This is a genomic window from Nostoc sp. (assembly GCF_036917095.1).
Lineage (GTDB): Bacteria > Cyanobacteriota > Cyanobacteriia > Cyanobacteriales > Nostocaceae > Nostoc.
Window position 1 is genome coordinate 1 of sequence record NZ_JBALFH010000043.1, and the last position, 16,868, is coordinate 16,868.

The window sequence follows — 16,868 nt, forward strand, 5'->3', positions numbered from 1 at the left end:
TTTCGGCGTACCCATTTGCTATTTCGGCGTACCCATTTGCTATTTCGGCGTACCCATTTGCTATTTCGGCGTACCCATTTGCTATTTCGGCGTACTCATTTGTTATTTCGGCGTACCCATTTGTTATTTCGGCGTACTCATTATTAAAGCAATGATTTGTTCTCGTCGGCAGACAGTATTGTAGCCGAAGTTCGGAGACTACGGTGTACACACAAGTACTATCTGAAAGGGTTTCAGGCGTTATAGACCCCTTAAATTGTCATTACGAGCGCAGTGATAACGGAGCGAAGTAATCACATAATCCCGTAAGTTTTTGCGATTGCTTGTCTGCGACACGCACTTGCGAACGTCGTTCCTCCTCGCAATGACAAGCTTCCAGAGCGATCGCCTCCGGCGGGCGGGTACGCCATCGCACAATCCTATTGCTAGAGGACGAAACCAAGTGTCAGGTGGAATTTCACGACTTGTGTGTACACCGTAGGTACGGAGAGGGGAGACTTTGACGGCAGTCAAAGGCGAGGTGAGGTGACGACTGTATTGCACCGAAGTGAGAACTGCTATATTTTACTAAGATAAGCCCAAGCCCACAAAGGTGATGAAAATCTTACTGGTAGAGGATGATCCAAAGCAATTAATGCCGCTGCAAATGGTTCTCTCTCAGGCTGGACACAGCGTCGATGGTGTCAAGGATGGTGAAACTGCTCAATGGCTTTTGGCTGAAAAAGAATATGACCTACTAATTTTAGATTGGATGTTACCTCGGATTAGTGGAGTGAGTTTGTGTCAACAGTATCGGGCGGCGGGAAAAACATCTCCGGTATTAATGATTACGGCAAAAGATACCACACCCGATAAAGTCATAGGATTAGATGCCGGAGCTGATGATTACCTCGTCAAACCGATTGATATCGTGGAGTTCATGGCACGGGTGCGGGCATTGAGGAGGCGATCGCCCCTTTGGCAAGGAGACACCCTCTGCTTGGCAGACCTCGAACTTCATCTCGATAGACTAATTTTGGAGCGACAAGGAGCGATCGTATCCCTTTCCAGCCAAGAATTTCAGTTGCTAGAGTACTTCATGCGTCATCCTAAGCAAGTCCTGACTCGCAACCAGATTGAGCAAGCTGTATGGGAGTGGGGTAGTGAACCAGAAAGCAATGCAATCACCGTTCTAGTTCGTAAACTTCGCCAACGTTTGCAAACATTAGCAGCAGCAGATTGGATTGAAACTGTCTACGGTATGGGCTATCGCCTCAACCCTCCAGAACCATCTTGAAACTTGATAGTGGCAACGCAGAGTAGAAAATAGTGTAGTTCAATTATTGGAAAAGTCGGCGTTGCTGAATAAAGGGATGATTCTTGTAGGGTGGGCGACACGAGCGCCCTGAAATACAAGGGACGGGCAAGATGCCCATCCCACAAAACTAGCAAAATCATCCCGCAAATATGCAACGCCGAAAAGTCTTGTAATTACGAATTACGAATTACGAATTACGAATTATCATAAGTTGTGTTTAACCGCAGTCGTCGTAACTTAGCTCGTTGGTTTACCCTTTCAATGGGGTGCATTCTGATTCTCTTTGCAGGAGTTATTTACAATCTTGAGGTAAAAGATAAGCTCAAAGCATTAGATCAACTGCTTTATAAAAGAGCAGAGCTAATGGCAGCCAGTTCGCAGTATCGGCTGGATCGAGGACAAAAAGAAGTCGATCTGAGCAATATACCGCTATTGGGTAGTGGTTCTCACCCTGCTGATATTGAACTGGTTTATGTTCGCTGGTATGACCCGTATGGAAAACTCAAGCGGTTTTTTGGTACTCCACCTCCAGAAAAGTTAGAAATAGCATCTGAGTTTCTCACGATTAAGTCCGTTGACCAGTTTACAGGTGAGACGCTTTGGCTGCGTCAAGTCACCCTACCTGTTCAAGGAGGAAATTCGGTCATTGGTTATCTGCAAGTTGCTATCCCGCTGACAGAAACTCAAAACGATCTCAGAGAATTTCAGTTAATGTTGACGTTGGCTGTACCTGTAGCGCTGGGGTTAATTGGACTTACAGGTTGGGTACTTGGCGGCATAGCTATGCAACCAGTTCAGCAAGCCTATAATCAACTACAACGCTTCACTTCAGATGCTTCTCATGAGTTGCGATCGCCCCTTTCTGCGATATTGACCAATGCCCAAGTTGGGTTACTAATGGCAGCAGACCATCCCCAAATCCATCCCTCTGTGGAGAACATCATCGATAGCGCTAAGTCGATGAGTACCTTGGTCAATAACCTACTGCTGTTGGCTCGGCATCAGGGAAAATTAACTCCCGAATCTCTCAAAAAGGTTAATCTTAATAGCTTGCTAGAGAATTTAGCTATTTATTACCATACTGTTGCTGCAAAAGCGTCGATCGAGTTGATTAGCCATTTACCAGAACAACTCATTGAGTTGTGGGCCGATCCCGATTTGCTGCGGCTAGCTGTGGAAAACTTGCTCAATAACGCTTGTAATTACACTCCATCTGGTGGAACTGTCTGGTTACGCTTAGAACCTCACCCAGATCGGGCAGTAATTCAGGTTATTGATACTGGAATTGGAATTCCAGAGGCAGATTTACCTTACATTTTCGATCGCTTTTACCGAGTTGATACAGAACGTGCCAGAGAAAGCGGCGGATTTGGGTTGGGATTAGCGATCGCTCAACAAATTGTCCAGGCTCACGGCGGTCACATTCATGTGATGAGCAATGAGGGTAAAGGCTCGACGTTCCAGATAAAGTTACCGTTTATGAGCCATTCCTAAATCACCTTTAAGAGATCATTCATAATGAAAATCTCAAGCAAACGACCCGCTAACAAAGAAGGCACTGTTCGCGAATTCAAGTTAAATTAATCCAAAGGTAGACTATTACAAAAACATTTTAGAGTTGAGCAAAGCTTCTTCAAAGGTGTAGCTGTCGGTTTTTTGACAGGTAGTAGATTACTTCGATGCATATAGCTACTCCTACCATCAACACTAAAACCCAGACAGTTTGTGGATCTGTTTGCAAAGCAAACCAAATTAACATCCCTAGTGCCACCAAACATATTCCAGTCCCTAGAATTGAAATCCACTGCTTGCTTTTCGTATAACGATACATCCGAGCATTAGCTAAATTAACCGCAGCAAATATTAGGAGAAACCCAGCACTACCCATCGTTGAGATCCGACTTATATCACAAAAATTGGCGATTATGAGAGTGATACCACTAGTAAGAAATAAGCCAATTGAAGATTGATTTATGCCATTCATTTGGCTACCAACGTCAAACCCCCTAGATTTAGCAATAACAGTGCTAAAACGAGCTGACCCGTAGAGTGTGGCGTTACTAGCCGAGATAGTTGAGAAAAGAGCAGCAATAGTAATCAAAACAGATCCAAATTGCCCCATAATTGGTTTGGCAACTTCAGCCAAAGCATAGTCTTTTGCTGCCAAAATCTGTTCTATTGGTTCTGCTCCTAATGTAACCAGTGCTATTAAAACGTAAAGCAAAATAACGAACCCGATTACAGAGTAATAAACTCGTGGCAAAGTATGCTTGGGATTGACAAGATCCTCTGCTGCATTGGCGATTAGCTCAAAGCCTTCATAAGACAAGAAGATTACCATTGCTCCTGCGAAAATTGACTGTAGCGACGATACTGAGACTGGTTCTAGACGGGAAATGTCGATATGACTACTTCCCATAGTAATGAACAGGATCAAAATCCCCAGTTTGAAGCTGACAATCCAGATTTGAGATTTACCAATATGATTAGCAGTTAGTAGATTTAATCCAGTTGTCCCTAAAATTGCCAAGCTAATCAGTAAATGCTTCCAAATAGGTTGAGTAGATGTAAACAGGCTAACTCCATAACTACCAAAAGCCTGTAAGTAAAAGGAAAGCATGACTACATAGCTAAACCATAGTAGAAGATTCAGTGTCCCACTAAACAGCCCTGAACCAAAAGCCTGATTTAAAAAGGTTACTGTCCCGCCTCGACATGGATGAGCTACCGAAAGCTTTGCATAAGCATAAGTAGTTATCAAAGCTATTGTCCCGGCGATCGCAAATGCTAGTGGTGCGCCTACATCAGCTATTTGAATTACTACTCCCAGTGCTGGAAAAAGTCCACCAACAATGCCTCCTACACCCAATGCCCACACAGACCAAAAACCGATTTTTTTACTTGACACCTGTAACCTCTTTAGGAATAGATAGTCTCATAGTCGTTGACCAACACGCACATAATCAAGCTGAGATTAGGCGGTTGGGAATATAGCGGTTCTCGATCGAATGAGGCACATCCTCAAAGTTAAAAGGGTTTATATATGAAGTCTAGCTATACTTCACCAACATAGGAAGCGCTATAAAAGCCTTGACTAAAGAACTTGGCCCTGCTGGCATAGCGCGATTTATGCAGAAATTTGAGATAGGGAGCAAAGATTGATACGCCAGACAAGGATTAAATCTTGGAAAATCCCAGTATCTATGACATCTTTACTTGAATTAAGGAGTAAAAAAACAGCAACAAGCCAAAAAGTAGATAATCCCGCAAGAAAACATTTATTTATATTTGCCCAAAACTGTTCAGACATCCTCCGAGAACAGTTTCCTATCTGCTGCACATTACAGCAAAAATTAAAAAAAGTATTGATATATCATTTTGATTTAATTTCTTGTATGTTTATTGTATTTAATATTCACAGACAAAAATTATGGATTTTAGACAAATTAGCTTAGTTGCTAGCCAACTTTTAACTCAGTTTGGGTTGAAAATTTTAGGTGCGTAGGCGTAGCCCGCCGCAGGCATCGCACTGTGGCTGATTGCTCAACGCTTGATTGATTTTGGATTGAAGCTAGTACGACGTGCTTTCCGAGGTCAACACGTCGATCCAACACTCATTAACTATCTTCTGAATATCATTGGTGTCACACTGAGAATTATTCTAGTTGTGGCAATTCTCGGCTTCTTTGGGGTTGAAACAACTTCCTTTGCTGCATTGCTAGCAGGAGCAGGCATTGCAATTGGTGCAGCATGGGGGGGTTTACTAGCCAACTTTGCAGCCGGAGCATTTTTAATTGTTTTTCGACCTTTCAAAGTTGGTGATTTCATTACCACCGCAGGCGTGACAGGCACTGTTACAGAAATTGGACTGTTCACAACTAATATCAATACGCCTGATAACGTGTTGACAATTGTCGCCAATAATAAAATCTTTGCTGATAACATCCAGAATTATTCTGCCAACCCTTACCGTCGGGTTGATCTAGTGGCTCAACTCCATCATGATGTGAAACACAACGAAGCGATCGCACTTTTGAAAGCGAAAATTAGCCAAATTCCTAATGTTCTCCAAAATCCAGCACCGGATGTGGAAATTCAGAATTTCAACTTTGCAGGGCCTGTACTAGCAGTACGTCCTTATTGCAATAATGACCACTACTGGCAGGTTTACTTCGACACGAATAAAGCTATCCGTGAAACCTTTGGTGAGGCTGGATATCCAGTTCCCGAATACCGTTATGCAATTAGCGGTTCATCTGGTAATGGGATTAATAACGTCATTCCACCACTATCAGAAATAACTTGACACTAAAGCAAAAAGTCAAGGTTTCATTTGCAAAGTTTTCTAAATAGCAGAATAAGAATTAATAAGTAGGTAGGGCGTATGCCTTACCTACTTTTGCTAAATTATGACCTATTCCAAACCTTGATGAAGGCAATCACTGAATGTCCACAAGCATTCATAATTACTCCATTTACTGTACCACCGATCGCAGAGCCTATAAAAGGCATCATTGTTGCTATGTTGACTAAAGTTTTCTCGCCTGCTTTGGAGATTAACTTAATTCCTAAAGCTTTGTTTATCTCAGCAAAAGTTTTACCAGGAATGGACATCAAAGCTTTTTGAATAGCTTGCGATCCTACTTGAGTTCCTACCTGAGTTCCTAATTGATTAGCCAGTTCAGATACACTAACTCCAGCCGCAGCAGCTAAAACTAGTAGTCGTGCAGATTCGCTGTAGGTGTCAATTTCATGTATGGCGAAAAGAGTAGATGCCAGCTTTACTTGGGCATAGAGTGTACTAACAATTTCAAACGGTATCCCAGCTACCCCAACAACACCACTAGCAATTCCGTTCCCCACAGACCAAAGTGTTGACTCATATATAGCATGATTTAACATTTGCTCTTTATCGCCGCTCCAGCTTGAATCGTTGAGAAATATTTCCCCCCACTCTCTACCTTCTTCGATCGCACTAACAATATTTTGCCAGATAAAAGGCATATTCATAATCGATTCAAAATCCATACAATTTTTACCTGATTAACTCAAAAGACCTAGAGATTTCTAGCTTTAGTATTCACCGTTGCAAAACTTAATAATTGGTATTATTTAAAACTTTAATGAAGATAGGGTAAATAATGCCCATGACTCAAAGCAACTTTATATAAACCCAGTTTCAATTTCTGAAACCATCCTGACAAAAGCTGTAAAAAAAGTTAGGTTAGCTGTTAATCACAAGCCGCACCCCAGCAGCGATGGTAAAAGAATTAGCAATTTGCACCCGTGGACTAACTAAGCAATTTGATCGGCACGTTGCTGTCAATGATGTTGATTTAGAAATCCAGGCGGGGGAAGTATATGGATTGATTGGGCCGAATGGCGCGGGTAAAACAACTCTCATCCGAATGTTGGCAACTGCTGAGGAACCAACTACGGGTGAGATTTATATTAATGGCGATCGCTTAATCCGTGACAAGAGTAACCCCAAGCTCAAGCGTCGTCTAGGCTACTTACCCGATGACTATCCCCTATATGAGGATCTAACAGTCTGGGACTACCTAGATTATTTTGCGCGTCTGTACCTTTTACGAGAACCACGCCGCACTCAACGCTTACATGAAGTTTTAGAACTAATCCAACTTGGGAATAAACGTAATAGTCAGATTTCTACTCTGTCGCGGGGGATGAAACAGCGCTTAAGTTTAGCGCGAACCATTATCCACGAACCAATTTTACTACTACTAGATGAGCCTGTTTCTGGGCTTGACCCCATTGCTAGGATGCAGTTTCGTGAAATCATTAAGGCTTTGCAAGAAGCTGGGATGACTGTAATCATTTCTTCCCACGTTCTCAGCGATCTAGCGGAACTCTGTACTTCTGTAGGAATTATGGAACTTGGCTTTTTGGTAGAAAGTACCTCCCTACAGCAACTTTATCAACGTCTTGCTCATCAGCAAATTGTGATATCAACTCTGGGGAACTTAGAGACACTTTTGAGCGAACTTAAACATCATCCTTTAGTAGAAGAGTGGGAAGTTATATCAGTAAAAAACAGTGTACGGGTAAATTTTTCGGGCAAAGATGAAGATAGTGCTGAGTTGTTGCGATCGCTCATTAAAGCAGGCATTCCCCTGACTGATTTTCACTGCACGCAAGAAGACTTAGAAAGTATTTTCTTAAAATTAGGTCACAAACAAGCATCTTGATACGTCAATAAATATCACTCCCAATTTTTGGAGAATTTTTTCCTATGATGCTCAATTTAATAGATAAAATCGGCGATTGGAATCCGCAACTATTCCGCGAACTCAAAGGACGACTGAAATTTTCTAATGTTGCGATCGCAGTTACAGTATCCTTACTACTACAATGGGTAGTTTTTTCATCGTATCAGTTACACGAATTTGCCGATGATAATTTGTGGCAAGACGGTTGGGAACATATATTCCTAACACTGAGTGTAGTTTTTATATTTACACTATTAGTTACCGGAACTTATTTGCTAATCAACGATTTAGCTAAAGAAGAAACTCGCGGTACGTTGAATTTCATCCGTCTCAGTCCCCAATCAGAAACAAGTATATTGATTGGGAAATTGCTAGGAGTTCCGAGTTTAATTTATCTCCCGATCTTAGTAGCAGTTCCTTTACATTTGTGGGCTGGGCTTTCTGCCAAAATTGCCTTTAGTTACATTTTGAGTTACTACGCAATTCTTGCTGCTAGCTGTATTTTCTTCTACAGTGCGGCCCTCCTATTGGGCTTATTTAGTCATTCGTTTAGCAGCGTTCAATCTTTATTAGCTTTGTTAGGTACTGGTGTAGTTTTGACTTTTTTGTTCACAACGATGGTGCTGGCATTGTCTGATAGCATAAATTTAAATAATTCAACTGCTTGGATCAGGCTCCTTAGTCTTTGGGATATAATTAATTATCTATTTCCAAAGTTATTCCATCTATCTAATATTTCTCCCCTGAAAAACTTGCAGTTTTTCTATTTACCATTAGGGACAAGTCTTCTTAGTGTTGTTGGCTTCCATTTATTAAACTTGGGAGTATGCAGTTACGGTATTTTGCAAGTTCTTAAACGTTGCTTCCGTAATCCTCAAGCCTCAATAATTAGCAAGAAGCAAAGTTATTTACTAGTAGCCTTTTCACAGTTAATGATCTGGGGTTTTACCCTACAAAATGGTGGAAATAATTACACATGGGATCGACAGGTTGGGGAAAATTATATTTTGTTAGCATCGTACAACTTCGTGTTGATTTTTAGTTTAATTGCAGTTCTTTCCCCTCACCGTCAAAATGTGCAAGATTGGGCAAGATATCGACATCAGGTAGTTTCTAGTCACAAGAGTGCTTGGCACGATTTAATTTGGGCCGAAAAAAGCCCTGCACTCGTGGCGATCGCAATTAATCTTACAATTGCTACTATCCCCTGGCTAGTCTGGATTTCATTTACATCTGTTTTTGATCCAAACAACGATCAAACTTGGCTGGATAACAATATTGACAGGTTTAAAGTACTTTTAGCTATACCTTTGTCTATCAGCATAATGATGATTTATGCTACTATCACCCAATTGATACTTTTGCTGAAAACTCCCAAACGTTCTTTCTGGGCAATTGGGACTTTAAGTGCTGCAATGTTCTTACCATCGATAATTCTACAACTTATCGATATCTCCCCATTCAAATATCCTACTGTCTGGTTATTTTCAACTTATCCTTGGATAGCGATACAATACTCTGGGGCGACAACAATTTTTATGGCATTCCTAGCTGAGTTGAGTGTTCTAGCGTTGTTAAACTTCCAGTTGACAAGACAGGTGAGATTAGCAGGCGAATCTGCTACGAAAGCATTATTGGCAGGACGCTAAGTAAATAGTTATCCATTAGAACCCCGATTTCCTTGAGAAGTCGGGGTTTTACATTAAGGTTAAACTTTTAATTAGCACAAGTATCACGACAATCTGATAATCATGCTAAATCTGCCGACTCAAGACCTACGCTACACAGCTATCCAGTTTTTAGAACAAAATCCACCACAACGTCTACAAATTCTTAAGCAACTGGGTATAGCCCGTTATGATTTTTTAACCAAAATACAACTAAATGAAGCCAATATCATCTGTATAATGCGGTTTTTCAAATATCCCAATCAGTTAAAATTTCCTAATCTTATTGGAGCAGATTTATCTGGTTTAATTTTAGATGGAGTAAACTTTATTCGAGGGAATTTGTCAGAAGCAAATTTACAAGGTAGTAGTTTAGTAAATGCAGACCTCTTATTTGTAAATTTTACGAAAGCCAACCTGACAAATGCAGATTTGCGAGGTGCAACTCTGAACGAGACTATTTGGTTAGAAACTATAGTAGATAAGTGTCAGCTTGGCGTAGGTACTGGTTTAAATTATCTGCAACGTCAAGATTTACAATTACGCGGAGCTATATTTAATTATTGAAAAATTAGTAATGAAAACACAAAAAATTATAAAATGATTGAATTGATATTGACCTGGATAAGTTAATGAGTATTAAGTTGCCCCAAAAATTGATGTTGTTGGGTTCAGGAGAACTAGGCAAAGAGTTTGCGATCGCAGCTCAACGTCTTGGTAATTATGTAATTGCCGTTGACCGCTACGCTAATGCTCCGGCGATGCAAGTTGCTGATGCTTATGAAGTTATTTCTATGCTTAGTGCTGATGATTTAGAAGCTGTAGTGACAAAACACCAGCCAAATATTATTATACCAGAAATTGAAGCAATCAGAACAGAAAAGCTGGTTGAATTTGAGCAGCGAGGGATTACAATTATACCGACTGCGGCTGCTACTAACTATACAATGAATCGCGACAGAATTCGGGAACTGGCACATCAAGAATTGGGTATCAGAACGGCTAAATATGGTTATGCAACAACTCTAGAAGAATTGATTGCAGTTTCTGATGAAATTGGGTTTGGTAATGTTGTTAAACCTGTAATGTCATCCTCTGGTAAAGGTCAGTCTGTAGTCCAGGATAAGAGTGAAGTTGAGAAGGCTTGGAATTATGCGATCGCTAATTCTAGAGGAGACAGTCAAAAGGTCATAGTAGAAGAATTTATTAATTTTGAAATTGAGATAACTTTACTGACAATTAAACAGTGGAATGCACCCACTATTTTCTGTTCTCCTATTGGTCATCGTCAAGAACGAGGAGATTATCAAGAGTCGTGGCAACCCGCAGTAATTTCTGAAGATAAGATATTAAAAGCTCAAGAAATAGCCATAAAAGTTACTGATGCTTTAGGAGGAGCCGGAATTTTTGGCGTTGAATTTTTCATTACCAAGGATGAAGTGATTTTTTCAGAGCTTTCCCCTAGACCTCACGATACGGGAATGGTAACATTAATCTCACAAAATCTCAATGAATTTGAACTACATCTACGAGCTATTTTAGACTTGCCAATTCCTCATATAGAACAGCTAGGAGCATCAGCAAGTGCAGTAATTTTAGCTTCAGAAAAATCTGATTCTATTGGTTTTGCTGGTGTAGCCGATGCTTTGTCAGAAAAAGATGTAGATATTAGATTATTTGGTAAACCTAATGCTCATCCCTATCGGCGAATGGGCGTAGCTTTAGCGAAGGGTGATAATGTCCAAGAGGCTAGGGAAAAAGCTACTAGAGCCGCAAGTAAAATCACGATTATCTAATTACTATCTGACTTTTCACGGTATCTGGAAAACCTCTCTCTAAATCTCTCTCCTAAAAGGAGAGAGATTTTGAATTTTCCCCCTTCCCGCGTCGGGAAGGGTTAGAGGGTTAGGTTTTTCGTGCGCTTTTCCACATAACGTGAAAAGTCAGAATTACTATAGGGTCTTAAGGTGTCATTATTGTCAACTTAAGCCTGGGCGAATGAAATTCGCGGCTATAGAGGCAAAGCCCGCCTCCGCGGACTCACAGAAAATTAAGGTTTTTTAACCCACGGAGGTGGGTTTTGTTTGTGTAGACGCGGTTTCTAAGCGCCAATTACGCTGCTATCTCGTAACACTATTAGGCGAATCAACCGCAGCAACTGGATTCGGCTGATCCAAATAATCGTAAACTAATCGGGAAACTTGACGGATAAAGTCTCTCCCTCTTGTGTCCTTATAAGGACGAGTGACAAAGATAGCCGCCAGGTAATGCTTACCATTGGGCATAGTAACAAATCCCGCATCGCCGATGAGAAACCCGATATCTCCGGTTTTGTTAGCGATAACTGCACCTTTCCCCAAACCTGCGGGAAGCAGTGTGTGAATTGTGGTGTGACGCAGAATATCCAAGGCTTGTTCTCGACTCTGTAAAGAAACTAGCTTGTTGTTCACAACTAAAGCCAGCACCCGCGCCATATCTTGAGAACTTGTGGTGTTGGTTCCTCTCAAGTCAGCTAAAAGATGGCGAATTACTGTGTCTTTCAGTCCCCAGCTACGGAAGCGCTGATTTAGTTTCGCCGCTCCACCTAAGCGATCGATAATCATGTTGGTGGCAGTATTATCACTGATGGTAATCATCTTAGTGATGGTTTCCAAAGCTGTGTACTTTTTACCAACTCGCTCATATTGCATACTTCCAGAACCATTGGTAACTAAGTCACGCCGCATGGTCAGATTTTCCTGAAGAGTGACTTTACCAGCATCTAAATCTTGGAAAAAGGCGATGAGAATTGGCAGTTTGATTGTACTAGCAGCTGGGAAAACGCGATCGCCTCCAATATCCAAATAATCTCCAGTATCTAAATCTAGGAAAAACATTCCTGTTTTCAGAAAACTGTAGCGATTCATCAAGGCTTTAATTTGAGGTTCTAGCGCTTTCATCGGTGAATGCATCGGAACCACACCAGCAAACAGAGTGCTATTATCACTCACTGTTGGAGTTGGAGAAATACTCGGAGTTATTTCTAGATATTTCGGCTGGGTTGCAGTCAGTGGTAATGGCTTGGGTAACTGCACAGACCAATGATTAGGGGATTCCTCTTGTAACTTTACCTGTGCTAAGTCAAAGGTGTAACCCGGTGCTAAAGTAACTGCCATGCGGGTAGTCTGTGCGTTAAACTGCCCGATGCTAATGTCTTTAATTACTAACCCCACTCTTTGACTAGTCTGTGGATATCCTAATGTAACTCCAGATAAATCAATTACCAGACGATTAGGGTTAGTAAGTAATTGTACTTTCGGTTGAACATTCTCATCTGTGGTGAAGTCCAGATGATTGCGATTGCTATCAAAATGCCAATTTGCGAGCGTAGCAGCTTTGACAGTGGAGCCAAACAGAAACAAGCTCAAGAAACTGGGTAAAAGCCAGCTAAATTTTAAAATGTTTTCTTTGTGTGTGAGGAGCATTGACGATCGCTTTGTGTGTGAGGAAAATTCTTGAAAAACAAAAACCGCTCACCATTAAAGCACAATTATGAAAAGTTTTGTAAGTATGGAAACACTGGTTGACTGGTCTCTAGGCGTAACCTCCCGCATCCACGCGCAAATCTGTTTGCCTATCGCGGCTAATGGCTGTTTTTCCAGCGATCGCAATGCCACAATTGTGTCACTGAAAGCTTTTCTTGCGAAATCTACAGTAGATATTCGACAGGAATCCCACATAAAAAATAAGTCTTATCCTGACATAACATTGACATCAGAATGACATATCTAAAAAGTATACAATCAACTATAGTTTTAAAAAATAACCATAATTTCTGTTTAGGAACTGCGCCGATCGCAAATTTAATAATACTTAATCGAGTATTAACCAAGCAATTGCTATAGCAGACTTTTTTGCTGCATAAGATATCTCAAATCAGTTCTGGTCTAATTAGATAACTCAAAAAATTAATGTGAGGTAAAAATGAAAGCTTTTCACATATATACAATTAGTTTAGCTTCTGTATTGTTAGCTACAACCTTATGTGTTTTGCCTCTGAAAATACTTGCACAAACTCCAAATCAAAAACAGCCAGCGGTTATTATTAATAGTGGCTCTACAAATACCTGCAAATATAGAATTCACCTATTGCCATCCGGAAAAGCAACTTATACTGTTTGCAACAGAAACGGTGCAGGTGAAATAAAATTGGCCACAGCTACGAAATTTTTCAATGATATTTCATCCGCTGAACCATTGACAAAATTACCATATAAATCATGTGCTAAATCTGTTTCATTCGGTACAAAAACTCAAGTTAGGTATCAAGGGCAAATATCTCAAGATATTAGCTGTCCAAGTAATGATTTGAGAGTGACAAATATGTATGAAGATAGTAGAAGTATTGAACAGGAATTAAACTTTTCAACTTCCAAAAATTAACTGTCTACGTTTGACTTGCAATCTCAATTAAAATATCGTCTAAGCTCGACTTTATCCATTTTTTTGCACCGCTCAAGCTGATGCTGAAACCTTGGTGGGACAGTAGTTTTACTTTTTCAATTTTACCTATGCGGTTTGCAGTTTCCTCCCCTACTTACTAGCAGCTACAAACACAGCCTCTGGTGACTTAATCCCTTTAATTGTTTGGAGTGTTTCCTTCAAATAATTGAGCGCCCCTGTACGCGATCGCAACAGCGCTGACTGGACGTTGGATTTGGGCATTGAGGCGTTTAGTCTCAATACAATATTGAAACAAGAAATTTGATGCTATGATTCTGTTTCAATATCTTTGCTTGATTCAACAGCAATAGCAATCTGCCAGAATCTGTCTATAGGTACTTTCATATATTTTTCTACCTAAAAGTATACATATTTAGCTAAAACTTGAGTTATTGATTTAGAGAAATCAGTAATACAAGAAAACTGTTCATGGTCTCCCAAGATAAACCAAATCCAAAAGATTCACCACAAGTATCAGCTTCAGCGCCTTACCAAACCATTTTGCCCACTGCCCCATTGCCGGAAGCGATTAGTCAAAATATCGAGACTATTATTGCCCTGCACAGACGTTATGAAAAAGACATACCTCAACATCAACGATTTGTAGAAACAGTAACAGCCTTTTTTGATCGTCCAGTATTCTTGTATAGCATCCTGTTAGGAATTATTCTGTGGATAACACCCAATGTTTTACCACGACGTTTAGGAATAACAAGATTCGATCCACCGCCATTTTATTGGCTACAATTTTCACTGACCGCAGGTTCCCTGTTAGTCACAACAGGAGTGTTGATAAAACAAGAGCGTCAGGAAAAATTAGCAGAGCAACGGGCGCAACTTAGCCTTCAGCTTAACCTGCTTTCTGAGCAAAAAATCGCAAAACTTATCGCTTTAGTTGAAGAATTACGCCAAGATATTCCCAATGTCAAAAATCGCTCCGATCCGCAGGCCCAAATAATGAAGGAAGCTGTCGATCCGCAAGCGATTCTAGATGCGTTAGAAGAGACTTTAGCATCAGAGTTAGCTAGTTTTCAAAACCAAAAAATAGCAGATCGAGAGTAAAAAGCTTAATATTGTGTTAGCAAAAGCATTAAAATTAGTAACTTTTTGATTGTATTTGCTACCAATCTCAATCTGGTTTAGATAAGCTGGGGAGGTGGCTTGGAGGCGCTTAAAGTGAAGAGATTAAATTTAAATACTCTTGCTTTCCCAGTACTTTCCTCTACCTCTGCTCAAAGAACTTGCTTTAACAGATAACTTTCTTAACTGAACCGTATTGAGAGTTACTCAGATTGTTGGTGTAGCTATCAGCTTCACTAGTAACGCTATCCGCTTACTAGGTTTTTGCGTAGGCTGTTTCTGTAATTAAAATCCTAAATCTACGGCAATACGGTGGGCGCAAGCAAATCCAGAAAAAGCGACTGCATTCAAACCTTGACCTGGAAAGGTACTATCTCCTACACAATAAAGTCCTTTGATAGCTGTGCGATTAAAAGGCATATTTAATAAACCCCATAACTTGCGCCGAGGAATTGGCCCGTATGTGCCATCTTCACGACCCAAAAAGCGGCGATGGGTGCGCGGTGTTCCCACTTCTAAATAATCCAATCCGGCATCTAAACCGGGAAAAAGCTTCTCTAGGCGGTCAATAATTCGCCAAGCTGCCTTTTCTTTCTTCGCTTCGTACTCACTTGGAGAAAGTTCTTGCCAATCATCAATCCAGTGAGGCGTGAAGGCATGAATGATGTGATATCCACTTGGTGCTAAATCCGGGTCAAGCAAGGTGGGAATCGAAACAAAAACTGTGCCTTCTGCTGCTGTCATCTTTTCCCAGTCTTCCAGCAAAATATGGTGACACTCTGTCCCCGCAGGTAAAACTGACTCCTTTACCCCCATATGCAAACTCAAGAAGCTTGGAGATTTTTGATAGTTTTGTTGCCACTTTTTCTCATTAATTTGCATTTCTTCTGCTGGTAGTAATTGTGAAAATGTATCCCAGCGTGTAGCATTAGAAACTATGCGTTTACCCCGATATACTTTACCATTAGCCAGTTGCACACCTACCGCTTTTCCTTGTTCTGTAAGAATTTTCGTCACTCTTGCCTGGTACTGAATCTTACCTCCAGCCTTCTCTAGACCCTCCACCAGTTTTTGGGCAATTTGTCCGACTCCGCCTTTAGGATAGTTAACTCCGCCATAATGCCTGTCAGAAAAGACCATCCCAGCATTAATCATTGGTGTCATATCTGATGGAACCACCGACCAGCAATAACATTCCATATCGATAAATTTCAATAATTGCGGGTCTTTGATATAGCGTCGCGCCACATCCCCGGCATTTTGAGGCAGATACTTAGCTAAACCGAGACACGCCAAAGGATGCTGGAAAAATACGCGCAGTAAATACCGAGGTTCTTCCAGCGACAGCAAATCCATGCTATTGAGACACTTGAATACTTTTTGGCATTCGTCATAAAAGCGACGAATCCCCTGTTCTTCATGGGGAAAATGAGCAGTAAGATTTTGCAAAAATTTTTCATAAACCCGGTCAACTTTCAGGTCTAAACCTCCGGGTAGATGATAGTGAATCTGCACTGAATCTGCGATCGCTTCTTGGCTGACATTTACAGCGGATAATGCACGGGTGAGTAAGTTAGTAGTACCGTTCTGTCCCAGTCCAAAAATCATTGATGCGCCAACATCGAATCGATAGCCTTGGCGTTCAAAATAACCAGCGCTACCACCTGGAATCAAATAACGTTCCAGTACCAGCACTTTCGCTCCCTTCGCCGCTAACTGGGTCGCTGTTACTAATCCGCCAATCCCAGACCCAATCACGATCGCATCAATTGTCATTTGTCCTTTGTCCTTTGTCATTTGTCCTGAGCCTATCGCTAAAGCGAAAGCTCCGCTAACGCGTAGCGTCTCGTAGAGAAGTATTTGTTTTTAGTCTAGAGTCAATCGATATTTAATTTAACTAATGACAAATGACCAATGACCAATGACTAATGACTAATGACCAATGACCAATCAAAAAAAAGAGGGACGAGCCTGCTACTGCTGGCTAATCCCGTCTGCCGATCCTTAAAAGAGAGGAGAACACTGTATAACAATATAGCCTTGATTGAGAATTAATGTCAACTGCTAATGAAAATTTTTATCAATAAAATTTAGAGTGTTAATTATTAGCTG

General features: G+C 40.9%; 15 protein-coding genes and 1 pseudogene. 10 read left to right on the forward strand and 6 right to left on the reverse strand.

Annotation, left to right across the window (positions count from 1 at the left end):
- Positions 1–240: 240 nt before the first annotated feature.
- Complete coding sequence (locus V7L01_RS23975) at positions 241–543, reverse strand: hypothetical protein (RefSeq protein WP_335039114.1); 303 nt, start codon at positions 541–543, stop codon at positions 241–243.
- 52 nt (positions 544–595) lie between these two features.
- Here V7L01_RS23975 and rppA point away from each other — a divergent pair, with 52 nt between their 5' ends.
- Complete coding sequence (rppA, locus tag V7L01_RS23980) at positions 596–1,276, forward strand: two-component system response regulator RppA (protein WP_322736136.1); 681 nt, start codon at positions 596–598, stop codon at positions 1,274–1,276.
- Between the two features lie 234 nt (positions 1,277–1,510).
- On the forward strand, positions 1,511–2,791 hold the full coding sequence (locus V7L01_RS23985) for a sensor histidine kinase (protein ID WP_335039116.1): 1,281 nt from the start codon (positions 1,511–1,513) through the stop codon (positions 2,789–2,791).
- A gap of 139 nt (positions 2,792–2,930) precedes the next feature.
- Here the strand turns inward: V7L01_RS23985 and V7L01_RS23990 are convergent, their stop codons facing one another.
- Positions 2,931–4,205, reverse strand: coding sequence for an APC family permease (locus V7L01_RS23990; RefSeq protein ID WP_335039118.1), 1,275 nt, complete (start codon positions 4,203–4,205; stop codon positions 2,931–2,933).
- Positions 4,206–4,727: 522 nt separating this feature from the next.
- Here V7L01_RS23990 and V7L01_RS23995 point away from each other — a divergent pair.
- Positions 4,728–5,603 (forward strand): annotated as a pseudogene (locus V7L01_RS23995) (mechanosensitive ion channel family protein).
- A gap of 101 nt (positions 5,604–5,704) precedes the next feature.
- On the opposite strand, the gene V7L01_RS24000 reads toward V7L01_RS23995, so the two are convergent.
- Positions 5,705–6,325 (reverse strand): hypothetical protein, encoded by a 621-nt coding sequence (locus V7L01_RS24000; RefSeq protein ID WP_335039120.1) that lies wholly within the window; start codon positions 6,323–6,325, stop codon positions 5,705–5,707.
- 230 nt (positions 6,326–6,555) lie between these two features.
- Between V7L01_RS24000 and V7L01_RS24005 the strand changes: the two genes are divergently transcribed.
- The 4 genes from V7L01_RS24005 (at position 6,556) to purT (ending at position 10,990) form a co-directional block, all read left to right on the forward strand.
- A complete protein-coding gene (locus V7L01_RS24005; protein WP_335039121.1) occupies positions 6,556–7,506 on the forward strand; it encodes an ABC transporter ATP-binding protein in 951 nt (316 codons plus the stop codon).
- 44 nt (positions 7,507–7,550) lie between these two features.
- Positions 7,551–9,176 carry an ABC transporter permease subunit gene (locus V7L01_RS24010; RefSeq protein WP_335039123.1) on the forward strand — a complete coding sequence of 542 codons (1,626 nt, stop codon included), beginning with the start codon at positions 7,551–7,553 and terminating at the stop codon, positions 9,174–9,176.
- 102 nt (positions 9,177–9,278) lie between these two features.
- Positions 9,279–9,761, forward strand: a complete 483-nt coding sequence (locus tag V7L01_RS24015) for a pentapeptide repeat-containing protein (protein ID WP_335039125.1) — start codon at positions 9,279–9,281, stop codon at positions 9,759–9,761.
- Positions 9,762–9,826: 65 nt separating this feature from the next.
- Positions 9,827–10,990, forward strand: a complete 1,164-nt coding sequence (gene purT / locus V7L01_RS24020; RefSeq protein WP_335039127.1) for a formate-dependent phosphoribosylglycinamide formyltransferase — start codon at positions 9,827–9,829, stop codon at positions 10,988–10,990.
- Positions 10,991–11,314: 324 nt separating this feature from the next.
- Here the strand turns inward: purT and V7L01_RS24025 are convergent, their stop codons facing one another.
- Complete coding sequence (locus V7L01_RS24025; RefSeq protein ID WP_335039129.1) at positions 11,315–12,658, reverse strand: serine hydrolase; 1,344 nt, start codon at positions 12,656–12,658, stop codon at positions 11,315–11,317.
- 67 nt (positions 12,659–12,725) lie between these two features.
- Here V7L01_RS24025 and V7L01_RS24030 point away from each other — a divergent pair, with 67 nt between their 5' ends.
- Together V7L01_RS24030 and V7L01_RS24035 are read left to right on the forward strand one after the other, a co-directional pair.
- On the forward strand, positions 12,726–12,956 hold the full coding sequence (locus V7L01_RS24030) for a hypothetical protein (protein ID WP_335039131.1): 231 nt from the start codon (positions 12,726–12,728) through the stop codon (positions 12,954–12,956).
- A gap of 201 nt (positions 12,957–13,157) precedes the next feature.
- Positions 13,158–13,616 (forward strand): hypothetical protein, encoded by a 459-nt coding sequence (locus V7L01_RS24035; protein WP_335039133.1) that lies wholly within the window; start codon positions 13,158–13,160, stop codon positions 13,614–13,616.
- Positions 13,617–13,766: 150 nt separating this feature from the next.
- Here the strand turns inward: V7L01_RS24035 and V7L01_RS24040 are convergent, their stop codons facing one another.
- Complete coding sequence (locus tag V7L01_RS24040) at positions 13,767–13,898, reverse strand: hypothetical protein (protein WP_335039135.1); 132 nt, start codon at positions 13,896–13,898, stop codon at positions 13,767–13,769.
- 207 nt (positions 13,899–14,105) lie between these two features.
- Here V7L01_RS24040 and V7L01_RS24045 point away from each other — a divergent pair, with 207 nt between their 5' ends.
- The gene (locus V7L01_RS24045; protein WP_335039136.1) at positions 14,106–14,738 is read left to right on the forward strand and encodes a DUF1003 domain-containing protein; all 633 of its coding nucleotides are present in this window, start codon (positions 14,106–14,108) and stop codon (positions 14,736–14,738) included.
- Positions 14,739–15,041: 303 nt separating this feature from the next.
- On the opposite strand, the gene crtH is transcribed toward V7L01_RS24045, so the two are convergent.
- The gene (gene crtH, locus V7L01_RS24050) at positions 15,042–16,553 is read right to left on the reverse strand and encodes a carotenoid isomerase (protein WP_335039138.1); all 1,512 of its coding nucleotides are present in this window, start codon (positions 16,551–16,553) and stop codon (positions 15,042–15,044) included.
- Positions 16,554–16,868: the final 315 nt, after the last annotated feature.